27 protein-coding genes are annotated in these 23,745 nt (G+C 46.1%); 1 reads left to right on the forward strand and 26 read right to left on the reverse strand.

Annotated features, from left to right (window positions below; translation table 11 throughout):
• Window positions 1–52 precede the first annotated feature (52 nt).
• From panD to J2Z28_RS17430, 11 genes are all read right to left on the reverse strand, one after another.
• Window positions 53–436 carry an aspartate 1-decarboxylase gene (gene panD, locus J2Z28_RS17380; RefSeq protein WP_017687742.1) on the reverse strand — a complete coding sequence of 128 codons (384 nt, stop codon included), beginning with the start codon at window positions 434–436 and terminating at the stop codon, window positions 53–55.
• Window positions 429–1,325, reverse strand: coding sequence for a pantoate--beta-alanine ligase (panC, locus tag J2Z28_RS17385; RefSeq protein WP_211083463.1), 897 nt, complete (start codon window positions 1,323–1,325; stop codon window positions 429–431). The genes panD and panC overlap by 8 nt, the downstream gene beginning before the upstream one ends.
• Window positions 1,322–2,200 carry a 3-methyl-2-oxobutanoate hydroxymethyltransferase gene (gene panB, locus J2Z28_RS17390; protein ID WP_036672039.1) on the reverse strand — a complete coding sequence of 293 codons (879 nt, stop codon included), beginning with the start codon at window positions 2,198–2,200 and terminating at the stop codon, window positions 1,322–1,324. Before panB ends, panC begins: the two co-directional genes overlap by 4 nt.
• Window positions 2,201–2,544: 344 nt before the next feature.
• Window positions 2,545–3,522 (reverse strand): biotin--[acetyl-CoA-carboxylase] ligase, encoded by a 978-nt coding sequence (locus tag J2Z28_RS17395; RefSeq protein WP_211083464.1) that lies wholly within the window; start codon window positions 3,520–3,522, stop codon window positions 2,545–2,547.
• On the reverse strand, window positions 3,509–4,807 hold the full coding sequence (locus J2Z28_RS17400) for a CCA tRNA nucleotidyltransferase (RefSeq protein WP_342357514.1): 1,299 nt from the start codon (window positions 4,805–4,807) through the stop codon (window positions 3,509–3,511). Before J2Z28_RS17400 ends, J2Z28_RS17395 begins: the two co-directional genes overlap by 14 nt.
• 62 nt (window positions 4,808–4,869) lie before the next feature.
• Window positions 4,870–6,030 (reverse strand): N-acetyl-alpha-D-glucosaminyl L-malate synthase BshA, encoded by a 1,161-nt coding sequence (gene bshA / locus J2Z28_RS17405; RefSeq protein WP_211083465.1) that lies wholly within the window; start codon window positions 6,028–6,030, stop codon window positions 4,870–4,872.
• Between the two features lie 99 nt (window positions 6,031–6,129).
• Entirely contained in the window at window positions 6,130–6,828 is a 699-nt protein-coding gene (gene bshB1, locus J2Z28_RS17410) for a bacillithiol biosynthesis deacetylase BshB1 (RefSeq protein ID WP_211083466.1), read from the reverse strand.
• Entirely contained in the window at window positions 6,825–7,265 is a 441-nt protein-coding gene (gene mgsA, locus J2Z28_RS17415) for a methylglyoxal synthase (protein ID WP_017687735.1), read from the reverse strand. Before mgsA ends, bshB1 begins: the two co-directional genes overlap by 4 nt.
• Window positions 7,266–7,276: 11 nt before the next feature.
• Window positions 7,277–8,080 (reverse strand): 4-hydroxy-tetrahydrodipicolinate reductase, encoded by an 804-nt coding sequence (dapB, locus tag J2Z28_RS17420; protein ID WP_017687734.1) that lies wholly within the window; start codon window positions 8,078–8,080, stop codon window positions 7,277–7,279.
• An 80-nt stretch (window positions 8,081–8,160) separates the two neighbouring features.
• On the reverse strand, window positions 8,161–8,685 hold the full coding sequence (locus tag J2Z28_RS17425; protein ID WP_244988364.1) for a tetratricopeptide repeat protein: 525 nt from the start codon (window positions 8,683–8,685) through the stop codon (window positions 8,161–8,163).
• Between the two features lie 50 nt (window positions 8,686–8,735).
• Complete coding sequence (locus J2Z28_RS17430; protein WP_211083467.1) at window positions 8,736–9,065, reverse strand: nucleotide pyrophosphohydrolase; 330 nt, start codon at window positions 9,063–9,065, stop codon at window positions 8,736–8,738.
• Window positions 9,066–9,236: 171 nt separating this feature from the next.
• Here J2Z28_RS17430 and J2Z28_RS17435 point away from each other — a divergent pair, with 171 nt between their 5' ends.
• Entirely contained in the window at window positions 9,237–10,106 is an 870-nt protein-coding gene (locus J2Z28_RS17435) for a YitT family protein (protein ID WP_036607636.1), read from the forward strand.
• Between the two features lie 119 nt (window positions 10,107–10,225).
• On the opposite strand, the gene J2Z28_RS17440 is transcribed toward J2Z28_RS17435, so the two are convergent.
• From J2Z28_RS17440 to hisC, 15 genes are all read right to left on the reverse strand, one after another.
• Complete coding sequence (locus J2Z28_RS17440) at window positions 10,226–11,095, reverse strand: sporulation protein YpjB (protein WP_211083468.1); 870 nt, start codon at window positions 11,093–11,095, stop codon at window positions 10,226–10,228.
• Between the two features lie 94 nt (window positions 11,096–11,189).
• A complete protein-coding gene (locus tag J2Z28_RS17445; RefSeq protein WP_211083469.1) occupies window positions 11,190–12,935 on the reverse strand; it encodes a cellulase family glycosylhydrolase in 1,746 nt (581 codons plus the stop codon).
• 244 nt (window positions 12,936–13,179) lie between these two features.
• Window positions 13,180–13,806: a DUF1405 domain-containing protein gene (locus tag J2Z28_RS17450; protein ID WP_211083470.1), complete on the reverse strand. Its 627-nt coding sequence runs from the start codon at window positions 13,804–13,806 to the stop codon at window positions 13,180–13,182.
• A gap of 110 nt (window positions 13,807–13,916) precedes the next feature.
• A complete protein-coding gene (locus tag J2Z28_RS17455; protein ID WP_076209928.1) occupies window positions 13,917–14,801 on the reverse strand; it encodes a menaquinol-cytochrome c reductase cytochrome b/c subunit in 885 nt (294 codons plus the stop codon).
• A gap of 21 nt (window positions 14,802–14,822) precedes the next feature.
• Window positions 14,823–15,494 carry a menaquinol-cytochrome c reductase cytochrome b subunit gene (qcrB, locus tag J2Z28_RS17460; protein WP_017687726.1) on the reverse strand — a complete coding sequence of 224 codons (672 nt, stop codon included), beginning with the start codon at window positions 15,492–15,494 and terminating at the stop codon, window positions 14,823–14,825.
• A gap of 15 nt (window positions 15,495–15,509) precedes the next feature.
• The gene (locus J2Z28_RS17465; RefSeq protein ID WP_017687725.1) at window positions 15,510–16,052 is read right to left on the reverse strand and encodes a QcrA and Rieske domain-containing protein; all 543 of its coding nucleotides are present in this window, start codon (window positions 16,050–16,052) and stop codon (window positions 15,510–15,512) included.
• 192 nt (window positions 16,053–16,244) lie between these two features.
• Entirely contained in the window at window positions 16,245–16,667 is a 423-nt protein-coding gene (locus J2Z28_RS17470) for a DUF2487 family protein (RefSeq protein ID WP_211083471.1), read from the reverse strand.
• A 153-nt stretch (window positions 16,668–16,820) separates the two neighbouring features.
• The gene (locus tag J2Z28_RS17475) at window positions 16,821–17,000 is read right to left on the reverse strand and encodes an IDEAL domain-containing protein (RefSeq protein ID WP_017687723.1); all 180 of its coding nucleotides are present in this window, start codon (window positions 16,998–17,000) and stop codon (window positions 16,821–16,823) included.
• Between the two features lie 23 nt (window positions 17,001–17,023).
• Window positions 17,024–17,530 carry a gamma carbonic anhydrase family protein gene (locus J2Z28_RS17480; RefSeq protein WP_036607653.1) on the reverse strand — a complete coding sequence of 169 codons (507 nt, stop codon included), beginning with the start codon at window positions 17,528–17,530 and terminating at the stop codon, window positions 17,024–17,026.
• Between the two features lie 44 nt (window positions 17,531–17,574).
• Entirely contained in the window at window positions 17,575–18,693 is a 1,119-nt protein-coding gene (locus J2Z28_RS17485; RefSeq protein WP_211083472.1) for a hypothetical protein, read from the reverse strand.
• A 234-nt stretch (window positions 18,694–18,927) separates the two neighbouring features.
• Window positions 18,928–19,527 (reverse strand): histidine phosphatase family protein, encoded by a 600-nt coding sequence (locus J2Z28_RS17490; protein WP_211083473.1) that lies wholly within the window; start codon window positions 19,525–19,527, stop codon window positions 18,928–18,930.
• A 43-nt stretch (window positions 19,528–19,570) separates the two neighbouring features.
• A complete protein-coding gene (locus J2Z28_RS17495; protein ID WP_211083474.1) occupies window positions 19,571–20,206 on the reverse strand; it encodes an anti-sigma factor family protein in 636 nt (211 codons plus the stop codon).
• The gene (locus tag J2Z28_RS17500; protein WP_211083475.1) at window positions 20,203–20,796 is read right to left on the reverse strand and encodes an RNA polymerase sigma factor; all 594 of its coding nucleotides are present in this window, start codon (window positions 20,794–20,796) and stop codon (window positions 20,203–20,205) included. The genes J2Z28_RS17495 and J2Z28_RS17500 overlap by 4 nt, the downstream gene beginning before the upstream one ends.
• Window positions 20,797–21,496: 700 nt before the next feature.
• The gene (locus J2Z28_RS17505) at window positions 21,497–22,591 is read right to left on the reverse strand and encodes a prephenate dehydrogenase (protein ID WP_017687717.1); all 1,095 of its coding nucleotides are present in this window, start codon (window positions 22,589–22,591) and stop codon (window positions 21,497–21,499) included.
• A 26-nt stretch (window positions 22,592–22,617) separates the two neighbouring features.
• A complete protein-coding gene (gene hisC / locus J2Z28_RS17510; protein ID WP_211083476.1) occupies window positions 22,618–23,718 on the reverse strand; it encodes a histidinol-phosphate transaminase in 1,101 nt (366 codons plus the stop codon).
• Window positions 23,719–23,745: the final 27 nt, after the last annotated feature.

The following is a 23,745-nucleotide window of genomic DNA, read 5'->3' on the forward strand; positions in this document are numbered from 1 at the left end:
CCTGTACTCATTTTTTGCTTCAAGGGCCGATTTCATTCTCCTTACCAGTCGATTACATAATTGTTGCGTGGACTTCCTGTTTCATCGTTTGTACAGGTTTATTCTGTCCATCTACAAATACAACGGTTGGTTTGTGAGTATTTGCCTCTTCTTGCGACATCATGGCGTAAGAAATGATAATGACGTTATCTCCAGGCTGCACCAGACGTGCAGCTGCGCCATTAAGACATATGACCCCACTTCCGCGTGGTCCTGGAATCACATAAGTTTCCAGACGTGCACCATTGTTGTTGTTCACAATTTGCACTTTTTCGTTTTCCATCAAGTCGGATGTTTCCATCAAGTCTTCATCTATGGTAATGCTACCCACATAGTTCAAGTTGGCTTCCGTTACCGTAGCCCGGTGAATTTTGGATTTCATCAGTGTTCTAAACATGGGACAGTACCTCCGATTTTTGCAACCTTATATTGTCAATCAATCTTGTTTTTCCGAATTTTACCGCAAGTGCAATGAGCAGATCGTCACGGCCTTGAACTTCCTCCTGATCTGCGAGCGGCTCCAGACTTGGAAAAGCCTGAATCTCGGCGTAGTCGATAACGGCAAGCGGTGAGGTTGCAATCTGCTCGCGCAGAATACGACGGATATCTGCGGCTGTAGTAGCTGCACCTGTATCTGCGGCTTCCTGAGCTGCACGTAGTGCCTTCGACAGAACCAACGCCTGTGTACGCTGTTCTGGGTTAAGGTAGACGTTACGTGAACTGAGGGCAAGCCCATCCTCTTCGCGAACAATCGGACAGGGTACAATTTCTACAGGCATATTCAAATCATTCACCATCTGTTGAATGACCGCAACCTGCTGAGCGTCTTTCATTCCAAAAAATGCACGCTGTGGCTGTACGATGTTAAACAGTTTGGAGACTACGGTCGTTACCCCGTCAAAATGCCCCGGACGGGAAGCGCCACATAAGCGCTCCGTCAGTTTTGAGACAGATACCGTCGTTTGCGTTGCCTGTGGATACATCTCTTCAACAGAGGGAATAAATACGATATCCACTCCTTGTGAGCGTGCTGTTTCCACATCTCTGGCTTCATCCCGCGGATAGCTGTCAAAATCTTCATTAGGGCCAAATTGAATCGGATTAACAAATATGCTTAATACCACGATATCGCTCTGTTGTCTGCCTGCCTGCATCAAACTTGCATGACCTTGATGAAGATAACCCATTGTTGGTACCAGACCTACAACAGACGCACTGGACCGAATCGCTTGACGCTTCAAGTTTAGTTCCTGTCTTAACTCTGCGATTGTCCGTAATACTTTCATGAGTTACTCCCCACCTTTTCCTTGCGTTGTCCGCCGTACAGTTGATCCAGAACACCATCCGCCGCATTGAATACATGCTCTTCGGCCGGGAACGAACGATCTTTCACTTCTTTCACGTAAGCTTCGATGCTGGTTCTGATTAATGTACCCACATCTCCATAGGTTTTGACAAATCGTTTGGGCGTATACGGAGAGGCGTATTGAACCACATCGTGGAATACCAGTACCTGACCATCACAGCCTCGTCCTGCTCCAATTCCGATGGTAGGGATGGACAGTTCCTCCGAGATCGCCCGTGCAACTTCTTCCGTAACCAGTTCAAGCACAATGCCAAACGCACCTGCAGCTTCCAAGGCTTTGGCTTCGTCCATCAGACGTTTCGCATCCGCTGCATCCTTGCCCTGAATGCGGTAACCACCAATCTGATTAACCGATTGAGGTGTCAGTCCGATATGTCCAAGAACAGGCACGCCTGCTTGCACGACTGCTCTGACGGTGTCCGCTATCTCGACTCCGCCTTCCATTTTAACCGCATGGGCATGCCCCTCTTGCATCAGTCGACGTACACCTTTAAGCGTCTCATCCACGCTGCCATGATACGTCATAAAAGGCATATCAGCCACAATAAATGTCTTCTCAGCACCGCGCACTACGGAACGTGTGTGGTATACCATGTCGTCGATGGTCACCGGAAGCGTCGAATTATAACCCAGTACTACATTGCCGAGTGAATCACCAACCAGGATCAGATCAATACCTGCTTCCTCTGCTAGGAGCGCTGTTGGATAATCGTAAGCCGTGATCATGGTAAGCGGCACACCATCCTGCTTATATTTTTTCATTTTCACAATATTCAACGCTTGTTTGTTCGCCATTTTTTTTCATGGCTCCTTTCTTCTTTTCAAATAAACGCAACAAAAAAACCTTTTAGTTTTCCACTAAAAAGTCCCGAAAAGTCAAAAAAGAGTCACTTGCGATCGTCCCTTCTGTCTCGGTCCTCTTCGGCTCAGAGCAGAATCCAACAACTCACTTAAACGTATTTCATTCTTGCACTGCGGTCTGCTTATATAAAACACATCAAAGCAGAACAAAGGTTACTGTTACGGGAGTGCAATTCGGTCTGCATTAGCCGATATCGCCTCACGAACACAGTATACCAAAGTTCTGCTCAAACTTCACGTCTTATGTTCATTTTACCAGTGAAAATTCGACAAATTGTTTATGATTTCCAGGAAATCTCACCAGAGATGATTAGTGTGTGTTCTCCATCCCGCTTCTCCACGACAAGTGCTCCAGAAGGGTCAAGACCGATGGCCTTCCCTTCAATGACGCCATGAGGATTCGTCACTGTAATCTCTCGATTCATCGATACGGACAGGGCCTCCCATAGGGCTGAGATCACGCCAAATCCTTCTTTTTGATACAAAAAATACAACTGTTCAAGCTCCGTCAAAATGGCAGCCGTTAGTTTGGTACGATCAACGGATTGACCCGTCTCCATCTTGAGCGAAGTAGCGATTGTGGTCAGATCTTCCGGATAATCCTCGGGATCAAAGTTCACGTCAACACCTATACCTGCAATACAGTATCTGACTTCATGATCTTCCACCGTGGATTCAAGTAATATGCCACATACCTTGCGTCCGTCAATCAACACATCATTTGGCCATTTGATGCCTGCATCAGCTCCTGAACAAGCTCGAACGGCACGACATACAGCCACTCCTGTTAATAAAGTTAGCTGCGGCGTATGCTGAAGTGGTAGATCAGGGCGCAACAGGACACTCATCCAGATTCCTTTACCCGGGGGAGAGAACCACTGTCGACCGAAACGTCCTCTTCCTCCTGTTTGTTCTTCCGCAATGACCACAGCACCTTCTGCCTGCCCTTGCTCAGCTAGCTTGAGAACATCCCCTTGCGTAGACAGCGTCGAAGCCAAAAAAACAGCCTTACGGCCAAATACGGTTGTATCCAGGGCCAATTGGAGGCCAGTAGCGTCAATGCTATCCGGCTTCGTTACCAGACGGTATCCTTTGCGGGATACAGCTTCAAACTCATAACCCATGTCTCGCAACTTGTTCACATGTTTCCACACAGCGGTCCGACTGATGGACAGATTACGGCTGATCTCTTCACCCGATACGAATCGTCCTTCTGCATTTAATAACATATGTAACAGATCTTCATGTTTGGTCATCTTGAACCACCCGCTTCACTTCGGCACTTAGTGCTTCATGCTGATTCTCTATCGTTCCAATGGCTGTTTCTCGTAACAAATGTTTCATCAGTTGACCCAGCCAAGGCCCGCCTTTGCGCTGCACCATTTGTAACACTTGTTCCCCTGTGATATCCAGCTCTTTCAAGTCATGCACAGGGATCGATTGACTCCATTCGGCTGCAAGCTCTTGAACCAAAACGACCTGCGTTTCTGCCTGTTCGGACTGATTCCGCCATCCTGCTGGCAGTGTAGACTGTATTCGAAGCCAATCATCCGCTGCCTGAACGCCACAAGCCAAAACAGTAACGATCCAATCGGAACGGAGACTGACCGTATCCTTCGGCTCCTGAACGGAAGTATGAATCAACTGTTCCAGCTGGAGGACCCCTGTTATACGAGAACGATGTTCATTGGAAAATGTCCACTGACGTAATAATACATCTGCTTCATCCTTGCTATAACCGCCAGCAATCAGAATGAGTGACCAACGGAGCAACACATGTTCACCTGACAATTGTTCCAGATTGGATAACAACGTCTTGTTAAAACGCACCGAGCTAACCGGCGCTTTGATATGCGCAAGGGCATCACTTCTGTATAACAGCTCCAACCCTCTTAAAGGATGCGGTCCCGACATCATTTTTACCATCTCGGTGCGTACCCGTTCCATCGCTATATGTTGAAGCAGGTCTTTCTGCCTTACAAGACCTTTCCACGTGTTATGGGCAATTTTGAAATCAAATACGGAAGCAAACCGGACACAGCGGAGCATCCGCAGTGCATCTTCACCAAATCGTTCCATCGCAGAACCCACACATCTGACTCGCTCTTCCTTGATATCTGCCTGTCCACCGAATGGGTCAACGATTGTCCCAGTGACGTCCATAGCCAGAGCGTTCATCGTGAAGTCACGCCGCTGTAAGTCTTCCTTAATATCCTGAACAAATTGAACCGCAGCAGGTCTGCGATTATCCTGATATTCGGATTCTGTTCGAAATGTGGTCACTTCAAAGTAATAACCGCCTGAACGAACGGTAACCGTACCGTGTTGTAAACCTGTAGGAATACAATCGTCAAACAGTTCCATGACTTGCTCAGGAGAAGCAGATGTCGTGATATCCATATCGTCCACAACACGTTCCAGCAATTCGTCACGAACGCAACCACCTACCCAATATGCCTTGTAGCCATGTTTGTTTAATGTTGTGAGTACATTCTCACTTTGCATTGCCATTTCACGATCTACCTGTGTCCATTGAACCACCACATATCACCTCTTCTCTTGCCTGTTGTGGTATGCACAGTATGATTTCGTCTAAGAAATGATTAACCGCAAACCGGCTTCAGATTCGGAACTTCCCTTCCCAACACCCGGTAATATATCTGTTCATATTCATGCCGAATAGCATCATTGCAAAAGTCGTGATGCGCGCGCTGAAGACATGCTTCCCTGAACTCAGCAGCCAAACGATCGTCCGTCAATAAACGGATGGTGTTCTCGGCCATGGATTGTGTATCCCCGATCGCGGATAAATACCCCGTCTTACCATGTAAGACCAGTTCCGGAATTCCTCCGGCCCGTGAACCGATTGTGGGTACACCACAAGCCATTGCTTCGAGCGCCACAAGTCCGAAACTTTCCTTCTCCGATGGAAGCATCAACACGTCCGCCATGGAAATGACCTGAGCAATGTCATCCTGTTTGCCAAGGAAATGAACTTTATCATTTAACCCGAGATCATTAATTTTCCATTGCATCTTCGGCAAATCAGGTCCTTCACCAACAAATAACAGTTTGGCAGGAACCTGCTCCTGTACCTGACGGAAGACCTCTACCACATCCTGAGTTCTCTTCACCGGTCGGAAATTGGAGATGTGCATTAATATTTTTTCGTCGGGCGCAGCAAAGTCTCTTCGCAGACTGGCAGCGTCCCGTGGATAATATATTCGTTTGTCAATAAAATTATAGGTTAGATCGATTGGACGCTGAATATCCAGCAATTCGACCGTTTCTCGAATCAAATCTTGTGATACGGCAGTAACCGCGTCACTTTCATTAATGGCTAGACGGATCAGATCCTTCAGAGATTCATCCTGAGCCAGAACCGTAATATCCGTTCCATGTAACGTGGTAACCACTTTAAGGCCGTCCCCTACCATTTGTTTGGCAAGAAAGGCACATACTGCGTGTGGCACGGCATAATGAACATGCAGCAGATCCAGTTGCTGTGACTTAGCCACCTGAGCCATCTTTGTTGCCAGGGACAGGTCATACGGAGGGTAACGGAAAACATAATAATCATTTACTTCAACTTCGTGATAAAAAATATTCTTCTGGAACGTACCCAGTCTGAACGGGATACTGTTGGCAATAAAATGAACCTGATGCCCCTGTTCGGCAAGTAATTTGCCCAGTTCCGTTGCGACAACGCCAGACCCGCCGAGGGACGGATAACAGGTGATGCCGATTTTTAGCTTTTTATCCATCCTGTGGACGCTCCTTTGATCTCCCGCTTCATGCAGGTTGATATAATTCAATGGAATAATGAAACCCTTCGTTTCATTAAACGTAAAATGTGAAATCGTTTATTGGGCACCCGAGCCAAATTGATGAACCACGTAAGGTGTAATTGTAGCAAAACCTTCTGCAAACGGGATGAGACTGCGTTGTCCGAGCAAGGAATCACGGGCTCTTACACGTTCAATATACCCTTGATTCAATGGCGTCGAGACCGCTCCGTCTCCCAGTTCGAATTGGGAACGATAAGAGAGCAATGATGTTTCTTTTTGCTCATAGTGTTCCGTAATATCAACAATCAAATCCGTAGGCCCGATGTCATTAATAAAGTAAAAATAAAGTTCCTTCACCTGCACGGCAGGCATGTCCGGCATGTAGTTGCGAAGCTTGGCGTTAAATACAGCCTCCTGCACAAGCTTACTGCAATTGACATGATCCGGATGACGATCTTCCCAATACGGAGCAAACACCATCCGAGGGGCATGACGCCGTATCTCAGCCGTCACCGCCTGTACATGTTCAGGCGTAAGATATAAGCCACGATCAGGAAGCCCCAGATTCGTTCGACACGAAAGACCGAGGACGCGGGAGGCTTGCTCCGCTTCCTCGGTTCTGCGCTCTACTGTTCCGTTGGAAGACATCTCAGCACGAGTCAGATCACACACGCCTACTTTCAAGCCGGCAGCGGTATGCTTGGCAATCGTTCCACCCATACCAATCTCCGCATCGTCTGCATGTGCTCCAAAGATGAGAATATCCAGACTCATTCGGAATCACCCGAATTCAATCCAGCCTCCGGCTTGTACTTATGTACCAGCTCTCTCCAGGCAAAATCGCCACGATCCAGAGCTTTAACCAGAATCTCAGCAGTTGCGATATTGGTGGCAAGTGGAATTCCCTGCACATCACAAAGACGCAGCAACGCATTAATATCCGGCTCGTGAGGTTGTGCCATCAGTGGATCGCGCAAGAAAATAATCAGATCCATCTCATTTTGCGCAACCAAAGCTCCAATCTGCTGATCTCCGCCCAGTGGGCCTGATTCGAATCGATGAATCTTCAGCGACGTTCCTTCCATAATACGAAGGCCTGTTGTTCCTGTAGAATATAATTGATGGTCCGTAAAAACAGGCTCATATGCCGTCACGAAGTTAACCATCTCTTCTTTTTTACGATCATGGGCGATAAATGCTATTTTCAACATGACAATCTCCTTTAGTCGATAAAGTGGTCAAATCCGTAGATCATTCCTGTATACTCCATAACCTTTTGCACACCAATCTTAACACCAGGCATATAACCTGCGCGCTCGTAGGAGTCATGCCGAATTTTGAGTGACTGTCCATAGTCTCCGAAAACAACTTCCTGCTGCGCGAATACACCAGGCAATCGTACACTGTGAATTCGGAAGCCATTGTAATACCCGCCTCGTGATCCTTCAATCGTTTCTTCCTCATTCGGATTACCTTGACGAAGTTCTTCCCGATTGGCAGCAATCAGTTCCGCTGTTTTGATCGCAGTTCCTGAAGGAGCATCCAGCTTCTGATCTCCGTGATATTCGATGATCTCCACATTTGGCATATGTTTGGCAGCCTGTGCTGCGAATCGCATCATCAGAATGGCACCAATCGAGAAGTTAGGGGCAATAAGCCCTCCAATTCCTTTATCCTGGCACTGCTTGTCCAACTGTTCGATCTGCTCCGGCGTGAAGCCGGTAACACCCATGACAGGTCTGACTCCATGACGGATCGCGATCTCGGTATGTGTAAAAGCATATTGCGGCACTGTAAAATCAACCATAACCTGAGGTTTTGTTTCGGCAAAAGCCATCTCGATATCATCAGTCACCAGCACCCCACACTCTGGCAAACCAACAAGGGTTCCTGCATCCGTGCCTGCTCCGGAGCGGTTGACAGCCGCTGCAAGCTCCAATTCCGGGTCCTGAAGTACCAATTTCACAACTTCACGGCCCATACGACCAGCCGCTCCGATCACGGCAACTCTGATTACTTCACTCATATTGACTGCATCTCCTCGCTATGTTGGATCATATCGTTGAATCCATTTCAACTCAAAAGAAATCTTTCCAAAATGAATTCTTATTGAATGGATTTCATACGTTGCTTGATTTCCTGTAACATCTGATGCAGTTGCCCATTCTGCGGGTCCAGCAAAATTGCCTCACGCAGCGCCTGAATTGCATAGTCAAATTCATTCAAATCACTGTAAGCCAGCGCAAGCATAACATGAGCTTCCACTGACAGCGGATCAAGTTTGACCGCTTCTTGCAGAAGCGTAGACGCTTCCACATAGCGCTCCTGTGTTGCAACACCCGCCTGCTCCAACAGCAACTTCGCTCTGGAGGTCAATTCTTTTGCTTCCAACGTCTGCAGATGCAAAATATACTCTTCTGTTCCTGGCGACAATTCAACTGACTTGCGCGCATATTCAAGCGCTGGAACCAGATGTTTGCTGCGGGCGTGTGTAATGGAACAGCGATAATATAACTCCGCATGTTTTGGATGAGCGTGAATGGCTGACTCGAACCAACGAATCGCCTGCTCAAAATCATTTTGCAATATACAGCGGTAAGCCTGCTGCATATATTCTTCCGGTTTCATCATTAAGCTGCCCCTCCCCGATCGGGTGATGGTACAGCATATGTAATCTACGCCTAATCGGTGTTTTTGGGAGTCCACCGATTGGCATCGCGGGTGTTAAATTTATGCATGACTTTATCGTGCGCCTCAGCCAGATCAATTCCCAGTGAGTTCGCAAAACAAATCGTGATAAATAAAATATCTCCAAGCTCAAGTTCAATGGAATTGGCTGCTTCGGAAGATTTCTTCGGCTTATCGCCGAATTCATGATTCACTTCCCTGGCGAGCTCCCCAACCTCTTCAGACATCCGGGCCAACATGGCCAGAGGACTGAAATACCCCTCCTTGAACTGGGAGATATACTGATCAACCTCACGCTGCATTTCTGCGATGCTTTTCTCCATGAGAACGGATTCTCCTTTGAAATGATGTCGTATTTGTTCCTAATAATATCAGTTATTTAGATTCACTTCCACCATCATCAGCGACAAATCATTTTTAAAGAATCAATAAACAGGTATACTAGATGGGAATGATTGCTTCTTCATTCTAATTTATCTACAGCGAGGGATCTTATGAGCACTGCCAAAACCTGGATACAAGTTAAACTGGTTCTTCCCATCGTGCTGGGTACAGCCTTATATGCCTTTGGGCTCCTCTATTTCATTATCCCCAACCAGCTTATGGAAGGTGGCCTCACCGGGGTTACGGTGCTGATCAATTACGCTTTTGGCATCTCACCTTCACTTACAACCTTGATTCTGAATGTTCCCCTCTTTCTGATTGGGCTCAAAATTTTGGGCGGCAGACAGATGATCTATACGGGTATCGGAATCGGGGCATTGACCGTTTTTCTATGGTTGTTTGAGAAGTTGATTCATCTGGGATGGATTGAACCTTTACATACCGAGAATGACCTCCTGCTCGCAGCCCTGTATGCGGGTGTTACCCTTGGAGCCGGCCTTGGCATTGTATTCCGTTGGGGTGGAACGACGGGCGGTTCAGACATCATTGCCCGTATTCTCAACCGCAAGTATGGATGGAGTATGGGGCGAGTATTACTGGGCATCGACTTCGTCATTATCGGGCTCTCTCTCATCTACATCCCTAAAGAAAAAATTCTGTATACACTCGTAGCGGTATTTATCGCCTCCAAAGTCATCGACTTTATTCAGGAAGGTGCATATTCTGCCCGGGCATTCATGATCATTAGTGACCATGCACCCGAGATTGCGGATCAGATCACACGGGATATGGATCGTGGCGTTACTCTCATTCCAGCCATTGGCGCGTACTCTAAACAGGCCAAACACATGGCCTACTGCGTGATCTCCAGGCAAGAGTTCAGGCGACTGCAGACCATTGTACGTTCCATTGACCCGAGAGCTTTTGTCATCATCAGCGATGTTCACGATGTACATGGCGAAGGTTTCAAAGAAAGCTGATATAACACAGAAACTACAAGAAAACCTCTTTTTACATGAAGAGCCGTTAGCGTGGCTATTCATGCGGAAAGAGGTTTTTTTATATACCACCTATAGACCAGGATCAAGTTCATATCCGATTAGCGCCGAAAAGGAAAAATCCCCTGCTGCTGCGCACGATATTTACGATATCCGGCGTAACTTAACGTTGCCACAATGACCGAACTAATGAGCAGCCCGGCTGCCCTGCGATCAGGACCCTGTACAAACGGTACAAAGGCACTCTCGTCCTTCTCGCGACCAAATAACTGGTTCACCAGTTCCTCACCATGGCCCACCATGCTCTTTAATTGAGCCAGATCTGGCTGCTTTGCATTGGTAAGCCCTTTGGTATGAGATAACCAAGCGTCCATCTGAGCAATTTCATACGGTTCACGGCGAATCAGTGCGGCAGGACGAATCGTCTCATAATGCTCCTCCAGAACGGTGTAGCGGTTTGCCAGTACGGCCGCAGTTTGCCCTTGATTTGTAGCAGCGGATAAAGCGTCCAGATCGTTTTTCACGATTTTATAATACTGAAGCCATAAAGGCTTGGTTGGATTCGCGAGACTATCTGCTGCAAGTCTGAGCTTGGCTGAGGACTGCTGAAGGGAAGCATCGTCATTTTTCACCTTCACAACGGCTTGTTTCACTTCGACTATGGTTTCGGACAAGGCGTGAATGCCCTCGACTGTTGTTTGTCCCTCAAAGGAGATATGCTCCAGACTTTTACTGATACGCAGAATGCTTCCGCGCACTTCTTCAATATTATTCTCGAGCGCCTGACGATACAATATAGCTGCTTCCTCATTAAGCTGTGCAATTGAATTGTTTGTGGACACTTGCTGATCTGAAATCGAATTCAATGCTTCACTTTGTGCGGATACACGATATGCTAAGTTCGTCCAAAGCAGCAGAGCCATGAACGATACCACCAATAAGCCAGTTTTGATCCCAAACGTTCTCTTCATGGACATCCCTCCCACCACCAATGTATGGCGTGGGACAGATCGTTAGAACAAGCAGAGGACGATTCCGTATCCTACTAGACTTATGACACTTCATTTAGAAAACGATACCTAAACCTGTTACATTATTTCCGCTTTTTTGAATGGAATAGTTTATACTTTGACCATCGTAAAATTCGATTCTGAGCTTAATTTGCCCATTCGGAACCGAGGCGTTAAAAGCATCTTTCAGAAGGCTGAATGTTCCTTCATTGTAGTCGGCTGTAAACTCACCGCCAAACATCATATATGGAAACCAGGAATTGCTGCCTAATCGGTTGCCAGATAAATCGAAGAGGGAGGCACGTCTTACGTAGGTCCCGTTATATTGGACCGGAATGACGATTCCCTCTGTTATCGTGCCTGCTGCCATTTCAAACACAGGCGTTGAATATTTGATGATAAGCTGATGCCAGTCTGCGCCTTTCGAGAATACAAAAACCAAATCAGCAATGGTGCCGTTTGAAGCCTGATTGAATTTCTCGTTTATAAATTCTTTAGAGATCGTAACTGTTGAGGTTGCTGTATCGAATGAATAATATTTTTTGGGGACTCCTTCAATGTGCTTAAAGCTGTTTCCATTCAGAGTAAGTGGAATTTGGATATCGTTTGCAGCTTGCTGATGAACATAGATTTCATTTAGACCTGTGGAATAGGAAGAACGCTGTTTCATATTAGCCGCTTGAATGGTGGTTCCATATTCATCATGCCAATCAAAAGGTGGAACTCGCCAGAACGCTCCTGGCCATATCATTGAGCTAACTCCGTATTGGGATGCCTTGTAGTTCAGATATTCAAGATATTTCCGTTTTTCACCTGACTGCATTTTCGCCGCGCCATCATCAGGGGATAACCAGCCATATTCACCAATGACAACTCCAATCCCCTTGGAAATTAAGGCATGATTTAATGTGTTAAACATCTGGTCTATATTGCTTCTTGGCGTATCTTGAACTCCATCGTAAAGCTTTTCATCAAAGCCCGTTCTACCCAAGTTGCCGCTGAAGACCCAGTCACTATAAAAATGCACTGTGGCGATCAGGTTCGGATCGTTCAGCCCCGCGATAAAATGATAGGCTGCGTCAGCTCTATCCATATCTGCGCTTGTAGAATACGTTGGAATAACAATCATTCTTGTTGCATTATTTCCACCAGAGCTGCGGATAACATCATATGCAGCCCGATTAATCATATCCAATTTATCCTGTTTGGTGATGGTTCCGGTATCATTTTCAAAATAAGGTTCATTCATTGTCTCAAACATGACCCGCTCAGGTTCATTCTTAAAATGATTAGCAAGCTGCGTCCAGAGATCTACATATCTTTTATATTCCTCTGACGCCCTATTTCCATCCCAATTGGAAAGCCATGTCCAGGAATCGTGATGAAGGTTAATCATTACATAAAGGTCTGCATCAACTGCCCAATCAACCACTTGCTTATATTTGGCCAACCATTCGGAATGAATTAAATAGTGTCCATCTGCACCTAGTGTATACCTTGTATAGGCAGTCATTGGAATCCGAATACTATCAAAGCCTTTTGCTTTGGCTGATAATATCAATTCTTGGGTTACTATTGGCTGCCCCCAGGAGGTTTCGTCAGACAGGGAGAGATCATCGGTTCTAAAACTGTCATAGGTATTGAATACGTTCCAGCCTTTGCCCATTTTCTGCACATATGCCTGAGATGGAGTTTGTGGAGCGGCATTGGCTTGAGAATTCCCCTCATCAACTTGATATGAAATGGATAGCGCTATCAAAAATACAGTTAATAGTTTTACTATTCTTGTTCTTTTCATCATACATGTCACCTTCCCTTTCCGAATTATCTTACAAAGCCGATCATTCATCACCTCTTTCAATATTAAGTAATTATGTTAAATAATTTCAAAATTCAGTTTCAATTTTATTATAAGGTGCAGAATGGAGATATCCTTAATTTTCAAGCCATGAAATAGCACAATATGGAAACATTTTGGACACAAAAAAAGCCACTAAAATAGCGACTTTTCATGAGACATGTTATTCTCTCTCCAAAGTATGAGGTCAGGTACGTTTTGCCTGTCTTAAGGCCAGCCACGCGCACAGAATGCTCACCAGTGTAAGTCCGAATGTGAAATTACGCACACCATCTACATGATCATAGAGGGAAGCGGGTAACCAAGGGTAAATATCATATGTATAATCCATCGTATCGTTCAACAGCGTCCAGAGACCTGCAACGACAAGGGCAGCCCAGCGGAAGCCGAAAAAGCGTACATAAATAAGAGCTTCAATGGCCATCGCACTATGCGAAGCAATCAGCATCCAGTCTTGCCAGTGCTGTGTACCACCTTGCATCCAGCCAGCGAAAATAATGGATACGGCCCACACGCCATATTTCACAGATGTGACCACGGCAAGCGCCTGAATCACATGTCCGATCCGTTTGATGATGATGGACCGTGGTGGGTACAAGACCCATAACAACGCTAAAGTAAAAAACAAACTCGCTGTTGGACTATCTGGCACAAATACGATCTGCCACATCGGCTGCTCAACCAGCGTCAATTTCATTTGCTCTCCGTACCAGATGTATCCGTATACCGTTCCTACCGCATTACACCAAAATAATAGCCACAGGAAATAACGATTGGTTAGAAATTCTCTACTCCAGAAATACGATAAAGCCACATTCCCTGCCCCTTCCTTCATCAATATTGTGCACGATACAGTGCTGTCCAAAAAACACTTCAAAAAAACCTGACCGCATAAACGATCAGGTTTCATTGGTTATTTTGATTTTACTGTTCTGCTTTCTGTTTCGCAAGCCATTCGGTCAGATGAGTAATCTCTTCATCCGTAACACCTTGAGCAATAGCATTATTATACTGAGGCTGCATTGCATTGTAGCCTTCTTTGATAATGGTCAGAATCTCTTCCTGGCTGTGCTTGTCACCCACACCCCGAAGTGAAGGTCCGCTTGCACCCTTCATATCAGCCGCATGGCAGCCAATACATCCAGCCTTTTTGTACGTTTCCATTGCAGGATCATCCTGTTCCACGATCGCAACTTCTTCTTGCTGTCCAGGTGCATTGGAAACGGGTGGGAGCCCCTGTTCACGCCTCTCCAGCGCTTCTTCTTCACGTTGAATATGTTCAGGTTTCTGTCCACTTGCTTCCAACTCATGCTCGTAGTGCGTCCATGCTACATTTGTCAGGTAGAATACAGAAATGACCGACAAAATCATCAGTGATGAAGCAATTGGGCGTTTATAGAAACGCCGCTCCTTGCCTGTATCCAGGAATGGTGCCAGCAGCAAAGCTCCAAAAGCGACTCCGCTGACCCCCAGTACCCCGAGCAGAACGTAATCGCCCGATGCGTATGGATACTTCAAGTACTGATACAGAAAAAGGAAGTACCAGTCCGGCATAGGAATTACGGATGCGCTCGGATTGGCCGGATAGCCTAAAGGTGCAGGTTCTGAGATCGTGAGAACCAGAATCCCCACCAATACAACGACACCAACCATCCATTCTTTCAGCAGGAAGTTGGGGATAAAGGCTTCTGATTTGCCGGGATACGCCGTGTAATCAGGAGGGGTAATGAAACCCGCCCCTTTACGGACCCGTGAATCACCGACAAAGATAACCTTTTCCTCATCATCCTTCTTATGTCCGTGAGCCATTGCGATTCCTCCCTTCTCAGTTTATAGTGGTCCCGAAATGCCCTGTCTGCGGATCATGATAAAGTGTCCGACCAGAAGCACCAGAAGCACAGCGGGGAGGAAGAATACGTGCAGGGCAAAGAATCGGGTTAGTGTCTGTGCACCAACAATCGTACCGCCTTGCAGGAATTCTTTAATAATCGGTCCCAGCCAAGGAACCGTATTGGCAATCTCCAGTGTTACTTTTGTTGCAAAATAGGCTTTGTTATCCCATGGCAACAAGTACCCTGTCAGCCCCAGGCCCAACATGACGAAAAAGATCAGCATGCCGACAACCCAGTTCATTTCACGCGGTGCCTTGTAAGAGCCTGTAAAGAACACACGCATCGTATGTAAGAACATCATTACGATAACCAGACTGGCTCCCCAGTGGTGCATGCCGCGAACAATTTGGCCGAAGGCTACTTTGGTCTGCAGGTACTCCACACTTGCGTAGGCATTGATAATATCAGGTACATAATACATGGTCAGGAACATGCCTGACAGAATCTGAATAACAGTAATAAAGAACGTCAATCCACCAAAGCAGTACACGAATGCGGAAAAGTGATGAGCCGGATTTACATGCTCTGGAACTTCATGATCCGCAACGTCCCGCCAGATTGGCGTGATGTCAAGACGCTCGTCAATCCAGTCATAGACATTTTTAAACATCTGCGTTCACGCCTCCTAATTCACTCGGGTGTTCGGAACAATGTCGCCCAGATATACCCAACCCTGCTCTTCCTTGACTACATACTCATCCAGCGGTTTGGGGGCTACGGCAAGATTCTTCCCTTCCTTGTCATAGTGCGCGCCATGGCAGGGGCAATGATACTCGTCAGGGTATTGCTTGTCACTATTCCAGCCTACTGTACATCCCAGATGTTTACAGATAGGTGAGAGTGCATAAATTTTACCCTGCTCGTCTTTGCGAATCCACGCCACTAACGATGCATTACTCAGATACCAACCATCCTGTTGTTTAAGTTCAAAGGTGAATTCTTGAGGCTCATTCGTAATTTTGCTGATTTCAGCTACTTTGACAGAGGTGCCTTCTCCCTTATGTTGCAAAATCGGGTCCACCGCAAAACGGACCATAGGAAGGATTGCACCGGCGGCCATGTAGGCTGTAGCTCCACCAAGCGTGTACGTCAAAAACTGCCTGCGTGACATCTCCATGCGGCTTGGCAATTTCAATGAAGCTTCGTGGTGGTCATGCTCACTGCTCATACTGTCTCCAACCCCCTTTTTCAGCCAACTCTCTCAAACGTTTTCATTTTCATAAATTCCACGACTTACTAGAACATACATAATCATATAGTAGCCCTAGAACACCGTCAAGAATTTGTCACACATTTTTAAGGTTCAATTGTAAGCGTTATTAAAAAATTGTTGTAAAATTGTCACATTTGTCGCTAAAAACTATTTTTTCCACAACTCTCGTATCTTTTCCCCTACAAATCTCGCAATCCCTTCTTCTCCGACCTCATGAGTTAAGACGGACCGACTCAAAACCAGATCAGCAGCTGGAATTTCCATGCCATCCAAATGACCATCCGATGACATAATAACCACATATTTGAATCCTGAGGATTTAAGCTGTGCGGACAAGGAATTTAATGTCATTGACAATTCCGAATTAGCATAATGAAAAGCTGGATAAGTCATGATTCTCCCTTTGAAAGGAATTTCGACCATATCCAGAAAATCTCTCAGCCGCTCCAACGCCTCGGTAGCTTCAACTGGCGACTGCTCACCGCTAAGAGCTGTGTATGGAATAAGGCATGTATCCAGATAGAGTTGCAGTTCAGCCCAGCTGTCTTGAGTCATCTCACTGAATTTCAATTCCCTATATCCCCTCTCTATCCATTTTATTCCCATATTATATATGACTATATCTTATAAATCCAGACATTCATTTTGGAATTACACATATCAAAAAAAGGAAACACGCATCTGCGCATTCCCTTTTATCTCAGAAAGGAACTATTTTGCTAATCAGTTTATGGTCCTCAGTTCATCCGTCAGACTCCGGAAAGCTACTTCGTCTCCGGTAGCTAACGCTTTATCGATTTCCAAATAGAGCTTCTCGCTGCGCTGTTTGCGAAGCGCTTCGTCCCAAACCATCTCAGCTGCCAGCCCCAACATGACTTCATACGTAACTTTCATTTTATCCAATAGGATGCACCTCCAAAACGGATTTAAGAGCTCCTATATTCTTTTCCTTTGGTAACATAACCCAGTGAAGTTCTGGACATCCGCTCCAGATCGGCATCAGTCAGCTCACGTATCACTTTGGCAGGTGTCCCCAAAGCAAGAGTATAGGGCGGAATTTTACTATTCTCAGTAACAACAGAACCGGCTCCAATCAGCGTATATTCGCCAATATCGGCTCCATTCAGCAGAATGGCTCCCATGCCGATTAATGATCCTGTTCCAATACAACAACCATGAATGATCGCTGTATGTCCTACTGAGACATCATCTCCCACAATCAAAGGTTGATCAGTATTGACATGCCCGACAACGTTATCTTGAATATTACAGCGCTTTCCAATGATAATAGGAGCCAAATCAGCCCGCAGGACTGCATTGAACCAGACGGAAGACTCTTCTCCCATTCTCAAATCACCGATCAGTTTTGCACCTTCAGCCATATATACCGAAGGGTGTAACTGAGGTTGTAGACCTTTGTATGGAATTATCATTATTATCACTCCTTAATTTGGGAGTGATTTTAGCAACTTGTCCTTCACTTGTCAAACATAATAGGCGTAATGTCTCCTGAGATGGAGCGACAGGATGCAGCAAGACGTGTGCCCCAGGCTGTCATTTGTATAGTCCTGCCTTCCTCATGTTCCCCAATACGGACCATGCCAAGATGCAACATCATTTTAATAATTCTGTTATCATAGATGGCCTCGGCTGTATCATAGTAAAACGGCTGAATGAACGGCCCGATCTTACGAAACAGCGACTCGGCGGTTGACCATTCTTGGGCACATTCGCCTGTCCAATACACAATAGAGGACAGATTGGGAATAGCACCTTTATACAATCTTAACCAAAACCTAAATAGCTGTATCATTTCGGCTGTTTTCTCAGCCCCCAGCTTATCTTCTCCAGCTGGTGATAACTTCAGCGTGCCTTGCTCCTCACGAACCAGCCGATGGTGAAATGTATAGTCGTATAGAAGTGCGAAACGATCCGGGTAATCCTTGAAGGAGCGGCCATATCCGAATCTCCATCCACCTTTGCCCACCAATTCCTCACTAATGTGCAGATGCTCCATAATTTGCTGTTGAGAGCGACGGTACATCATGCCTTCAGCGTTAAGAGCAATTTCGTGCTGCTGGACATACTGCAGGAACAACTTGAGATCATCCGCTAAGAGATGATACTCATCCCGATACATGGGTGGTTCCGTTGTTTGGGTGATCCCTGCTCGCAGATGTGTGGATAACACATCCCTGAATCTTAATTTCAGATCCTGGGGTACCTGATACAAATACCTGGTCTGCTGCGTTGTCCCATTGAACAACCATCCACTCTTATTGAAGCGAACGATGAGATCACGTGGACTGGCGCCAGCCTCACTCTCCTTTTTGTCCATCGATTGACGGGCTATGGCAATGAGTTCTTCCATACCATAATACTGGCGAGGATCAAACAACAAGTTGTTCAAAAAGCGCTGATCTGCTTGATTCAGTTGACGTACCTGCTGCTCAAAAAAGGGTCTGCTGCCCAATGTAGTGAGAATACTCTGGATGAGTTCATGTTTGGAATTGGGCTTGCATTCACATTGGTAATAGTCTGCTATTCGATTAAGCTGGCCAATATCGGCAAAAGTAAGCATATCCGCTAGATTCATGGGTCCATCGCCTCGCCCGTTAACTACTTCGACTACTGATTCGAAGCCTGAAATAGTTTGGTTTTGTAAACATCGTTGACGGAATTCCCATAATCTAAACCTCTTTTTGGAAATCTTTTATGTTTTAAACCATACTATGCCGCGAGTTGGTCAATCAGAAGAAAAATGAGAGGTTTGAAATCATATACAGTCTTTATTTCCCCATAAAACGCAAAAAAAACAACCCAAGTTGGATTACTCAGGTTGTTTCGCTGTGTCCAAAGACAGATGTCGTGTGCAATTATACAACAGCGGACTCCAGTCATCACGTTCCTTTTCCAGGATCGTCAGTGACAGGTTTCCAATCCGTTCTGTATACCGATCTTTAAACAAAGCTGTTAACAGGTTGGCTAAGAAAGCTCCGTGAGTGACAATGAGTACGTTTTGGTCCGGATAGGCAGACCATAGATCTTCCAGAAACGCCAGTGCACGAATCTGGATATCCGCTATCTGCTCCTGTCCCAAGTCCAATGTCTCCCAGGCTTGGCCCCAACGGGCAACCCGTTCTTCTGAAGTCAGACCTTCAATCTGACCAAAAGCCCTTTCTTTCAACCGTGCGTCCGGCTCAAGCAAAGGTACATTCAACAGCTTGGAGATAATCTCCCCTGTTTCCTGTGCCCGCGATAATCCACTTGTGATGATATAGTCCCATTGGTATTCTTCCGTCAGCAGACGTCTTCCCAGGCGCTGTGCCTGTTCACGACCTTCTCCATTCAGAGGAATATCCGTCTGGCCCTGTATACGGCCCGCCGCATTCCAGTCTGTAAGACCGTGACGAATAAGCCCGATTCGCACTTACATCCCTCATTTCTCCACACGGCGAACGAAAGGTTATTACCTATGCACTCGCACCTTGTTTGCGTTTATTCGTTGTTCGATGCATACGTCCTAGAGAAAATAACGCCATTCCTATTGCAAGTAAAGAGAGGGCCATCCAATACTGCGGATAAGCAGGTCCCATGCTCACAACAAAAGGTTCTATAATACTTCCTCTGTCCGCTCCAGTCATGTTGTACTGATACATTCCAGAGGACGATGGTCCGCTTCCGGCAACCCCTGTCTCCAGGATACCCGTAGTAACAACTTTGGTTTGCTCAGATTCTGATACGTCTGGCTTAAACATTGCCATATACAGAAAGCTGCATAAAAAAATAGCCAGGAACGCGGCAATCCACAAAGACATATGCTTGCGGATCACAGCAGAGAAACGATTAACCTTTACCTCTTCCGGCAGTAACCATGGAGACTCCGCGTAGATCCGGTCCATAACGTTACGGTTCACTCTCTCTGCTTGTTGTTCTGTCACTGGAACCGGAATGCTGTGCAGCAAGATCTGAGCTTCTTCCCAGACCTCAAACTGCTCGGAGCACTCTTCACAACCAGCGAGATGAGCATGAAATGCAATCCGCTGAGGATGAGTTTCCGGCAAGTCCCAGACCAGTGCAAACAGTTCCTGGGCTTCATTGCAATTCATCGGTTCTTCATCCCTTCATATGGCTCGTACACCGGTTCGAAGAAATAAGGTTCCAATTGAGTTTTTACGCTTGATCTTGCTCTGAATAATAGCGATTTCACAGAACTGACGCTCTGCCCAAGAATATTCGCAATCTCTTGGTAGTCTAGTTGATCATACTCACGGAGTATAATCGCAGAACGCTGCTTCTCCGGTAAATTGTTAATCGCATCCCTAACCAGCATCACCCGCTCGCTGCGTAGTACAGCATACTCCGGTGTATTCTCCGAAGGAGCAACGGGTACAATCCCGCTCTCTTCAAGTGGGATATTTCCGCTGCGCTGTTTGCGAAGCTCACTCAGTACCGTATTTCTCGCAATGGTGTATAACCAGGTTGAGAATGAGGCATCTACCTCACGGAAAGAGTTCAGACTGCGGAACGCCTTATAGAAAGTCTCAGAACAGAGATCTTCCGCAAGCAGCTCCATATTGGAACTTTTCAACATATGATATACGAAAGCCAGTATTTTACGCTGATAACGACTCATCAGCTCGGAATATAACTCCAGGTTACCTTCCTTGATCTCTCGAATCAACTGGGAATCCGTCATTTGAGTGCGACCCCTCCTCGCCCATCCATGTGCTTCTCCCCGTTCGACTCTATCCATGTATTACCGAACAGGCACAAAAAAGTTGCGGTTCTCACCGCATATAAAAAGCGTTCAGCGCCATAGCTGGCCTTCCCGCCAAATTCCCCTATGTAATGGCAATTTCCCCAACGTTTCTACATTAACAGTATTTATTGTACAACGGTCTGCATCATCCTGGCAAATCCATTGGTATCCACAAAACCCGACCTGTCATTCATATGCGGTCATTTTCACGTTCATGACTTCATTTTGAGCCTTTTTGGTAACCCTTGCTTATATAGACGGACGATATACCGAAAAGGTTACAAAAATGTGATATTTATTTGATCTAAGGTATCCCTAAAAAAAAGAGTTATTATCCTGAATTACCGAAAGATATAATTAATTCAAACAATTTTACTGAAAGTGTTGACAGAATGAAAACGTATACATATAATAAGGGTACAGTATGGTTTCTCTCCACTCCTATCCAATAACTGTATTGCTCCACGTGAGCAATGGCCGCTTTTGTAAGCGGTCTTTTTTTTGTCTTTAAAAAGATATTTATATGTTAATATTTATATATAACCTACATAAAACCCTCTTTGATCTGCGACTTAAAATCAAATAACAACTCCAATATAACCTCACAAAAAAGAGGGCTTTCGCCCTCTTTCTCGTCTTATATCCACACTTGATAGCCTAAGGAATCCAATAACGTCTTGGCTCGTTCCATATCTTCTTCCTGACGGAAAGACAGACGCATAATACCCGGCACATCCACCCGGTTTTCGATAATCTCCAAGTTGCTCAAGTTGATATCATTCGCCCCAAGCTCAGTTGCGATCTTACCGATCATACCCGGTGCATCCTGGACATCAGTATACAGATCAAATAACGGCGAAATCATGCCTTTGCGTCGTTCTGGTAATATACTGCGGAACTCGCGGGCCTGACGGAATGCCTCCTCTATACCTTCACCGTTCTTATGTTCCAGCATATCCGTAAAGGCCGTCATCTGGCTATTCCAGTCCTTAAGCAAGCCCAGCAGTACATCACGGTTGCTAAGCAAGATATCTCTCCACACAATCGCGTCACTAGACGCAATCCGGGTAATATCCCGGAAACCACCTGCAGCCAGCATTTTATACAGTGGATTCGACTCATTATATTCACGCACCTGATTCACCAGCGCAACAGCAATAACATGTGGGAGATGACTAATCGCCCCCACGATGTCATCGTGCAGCAGAGGCTCCACACGCACGATCTGTGCCCGCGTATACGCAAGCAGCTCAGACAACCTGCTGTAGGCTTCCTCAGGTACATGTTCTGAAGGGGTTAAGACATAGTATGCATTCTCAAATAACACGGCTGAGGCCGCATCTACGCCTGCACGCTCCGACCCCGCCATAGGGTGACCACCAATGAAGTAAGCGTCAGTTAACCGCACATGCTCGGCACAAGCGGCAATGGAAGCTTTAGTGCTTCCTACGTCCGTGATGATACATCCTTTTTTCAATGGCAGCTTGGAGAGCTTTTCGAAATAGGATTCAAGCAAACCTACGGGAACGCACAAAAAAATAAAGTCGGCATCCTCTACCGCTTCTTCCAGAGAGAGCGTAGCATCATCCACTACACCGCTCGCTATGTACTTGTCCTTCAGTTCATCCAAGTGGGCGTAGCCCATCACGGTTACATCTGGCTTGCCTTTGAAGCAGAGCGCCAGTGAACCGCCGATGAGTCCTACACCAATCATTGCAATTTTTAGTTTCATGGGTCCTCACTCTTTCATCGCCAGTATTAAGGGCGTGCTACCGCCTTCTCAGCCAGCGTGTTCTCCAGTGCCGTGACAAATGCACGGTTCTGTTCTGATGTTCCGACGGACACACGAATGTAAGTTGGGTATACGTGGAATCCTGAGCGAACGATAATGCCTTGTTTGAGCAAGGATTGGAACGCAATTGCCGAAGGCATATTCAGGTCAACCATAATGAAATTACCCTGTGAAGGGAAATACGACAATCCGAGCCGTGTAAATTCATTTTGCAGGTAATCCCGATCCGTTGCATTCCGCTTCAAACACTCTTGAACAAAATCCTGATCCAGTAGTGCAGCTTTTGCCGCAACCTGTCCAAAACGGGAGGTGTTAAACGGTTCACGTACACGGTTAATCAAATCAATAATTTCGGGACTTGCAATACCATATCCGATCCGAAGCGAAGCCAAACCGTAAATTTTGGAGAATGTCCGCAGGATGACCAAGTTCGGATACCGTTCGATCAATGGTATACTTTGCGGGTATGCTTCATCGGTTACGAATTCATAATAAGCTTCGTCCAGTATGACCATCACATGAGCAGGCACACGGTCCATAAAGGCTGTAAGTTCCTGCTCGGAGATAATCGTACCTGTCGGATTATTTGGATTACACACCCATACTGCTTTGGTTTTGTCGTTAATTTGCGCGAGCATCGCGCTCAGATCATGCGTGCCATCTTTCAGAGGCACTTCGATGGACACGGCACCCTCAATATCTGCATTGCTTTTATATACAGAAAATGTCTGATCTGCCATGATGGTCTCGTCACCCGGCAAGAAGAACGCTCTCGTGATCAAAGCAATAATCTCATCGGAACCACAACCAAATATTAAGTTGTTCCGTTCAACGCCAAGATGCTTGGCAAGAACTCCAGTTAACTCAACCGAGCTGCCGTCTGGGTATATGCTTATATTCGTCATTTCTCTCGTAATGGCTTCCAGGGCGGCAGGAGAACTGCCGTACGGGTTTTCGTTGGAGGCCAGCTTGATGACTTGTTCAAGCCCCAGTTCACGTTTCACTTCTTCAATCGGTTTGCCCGGCTGGTACACAGGCAGATTGACAATCTGGGATTTCGGTTTCAACCCGACCGCCTCCTGTTATTGAAATAA

The organism is Paenibacillus xylanexedens (assembly GCF_017874615.1).
Lineage (GTDB): Bacteria > Bacillota > Bacilli > Paenibacillales > Paenibacillaceae > Paenibacillus > Paenibacillus xylanexedens.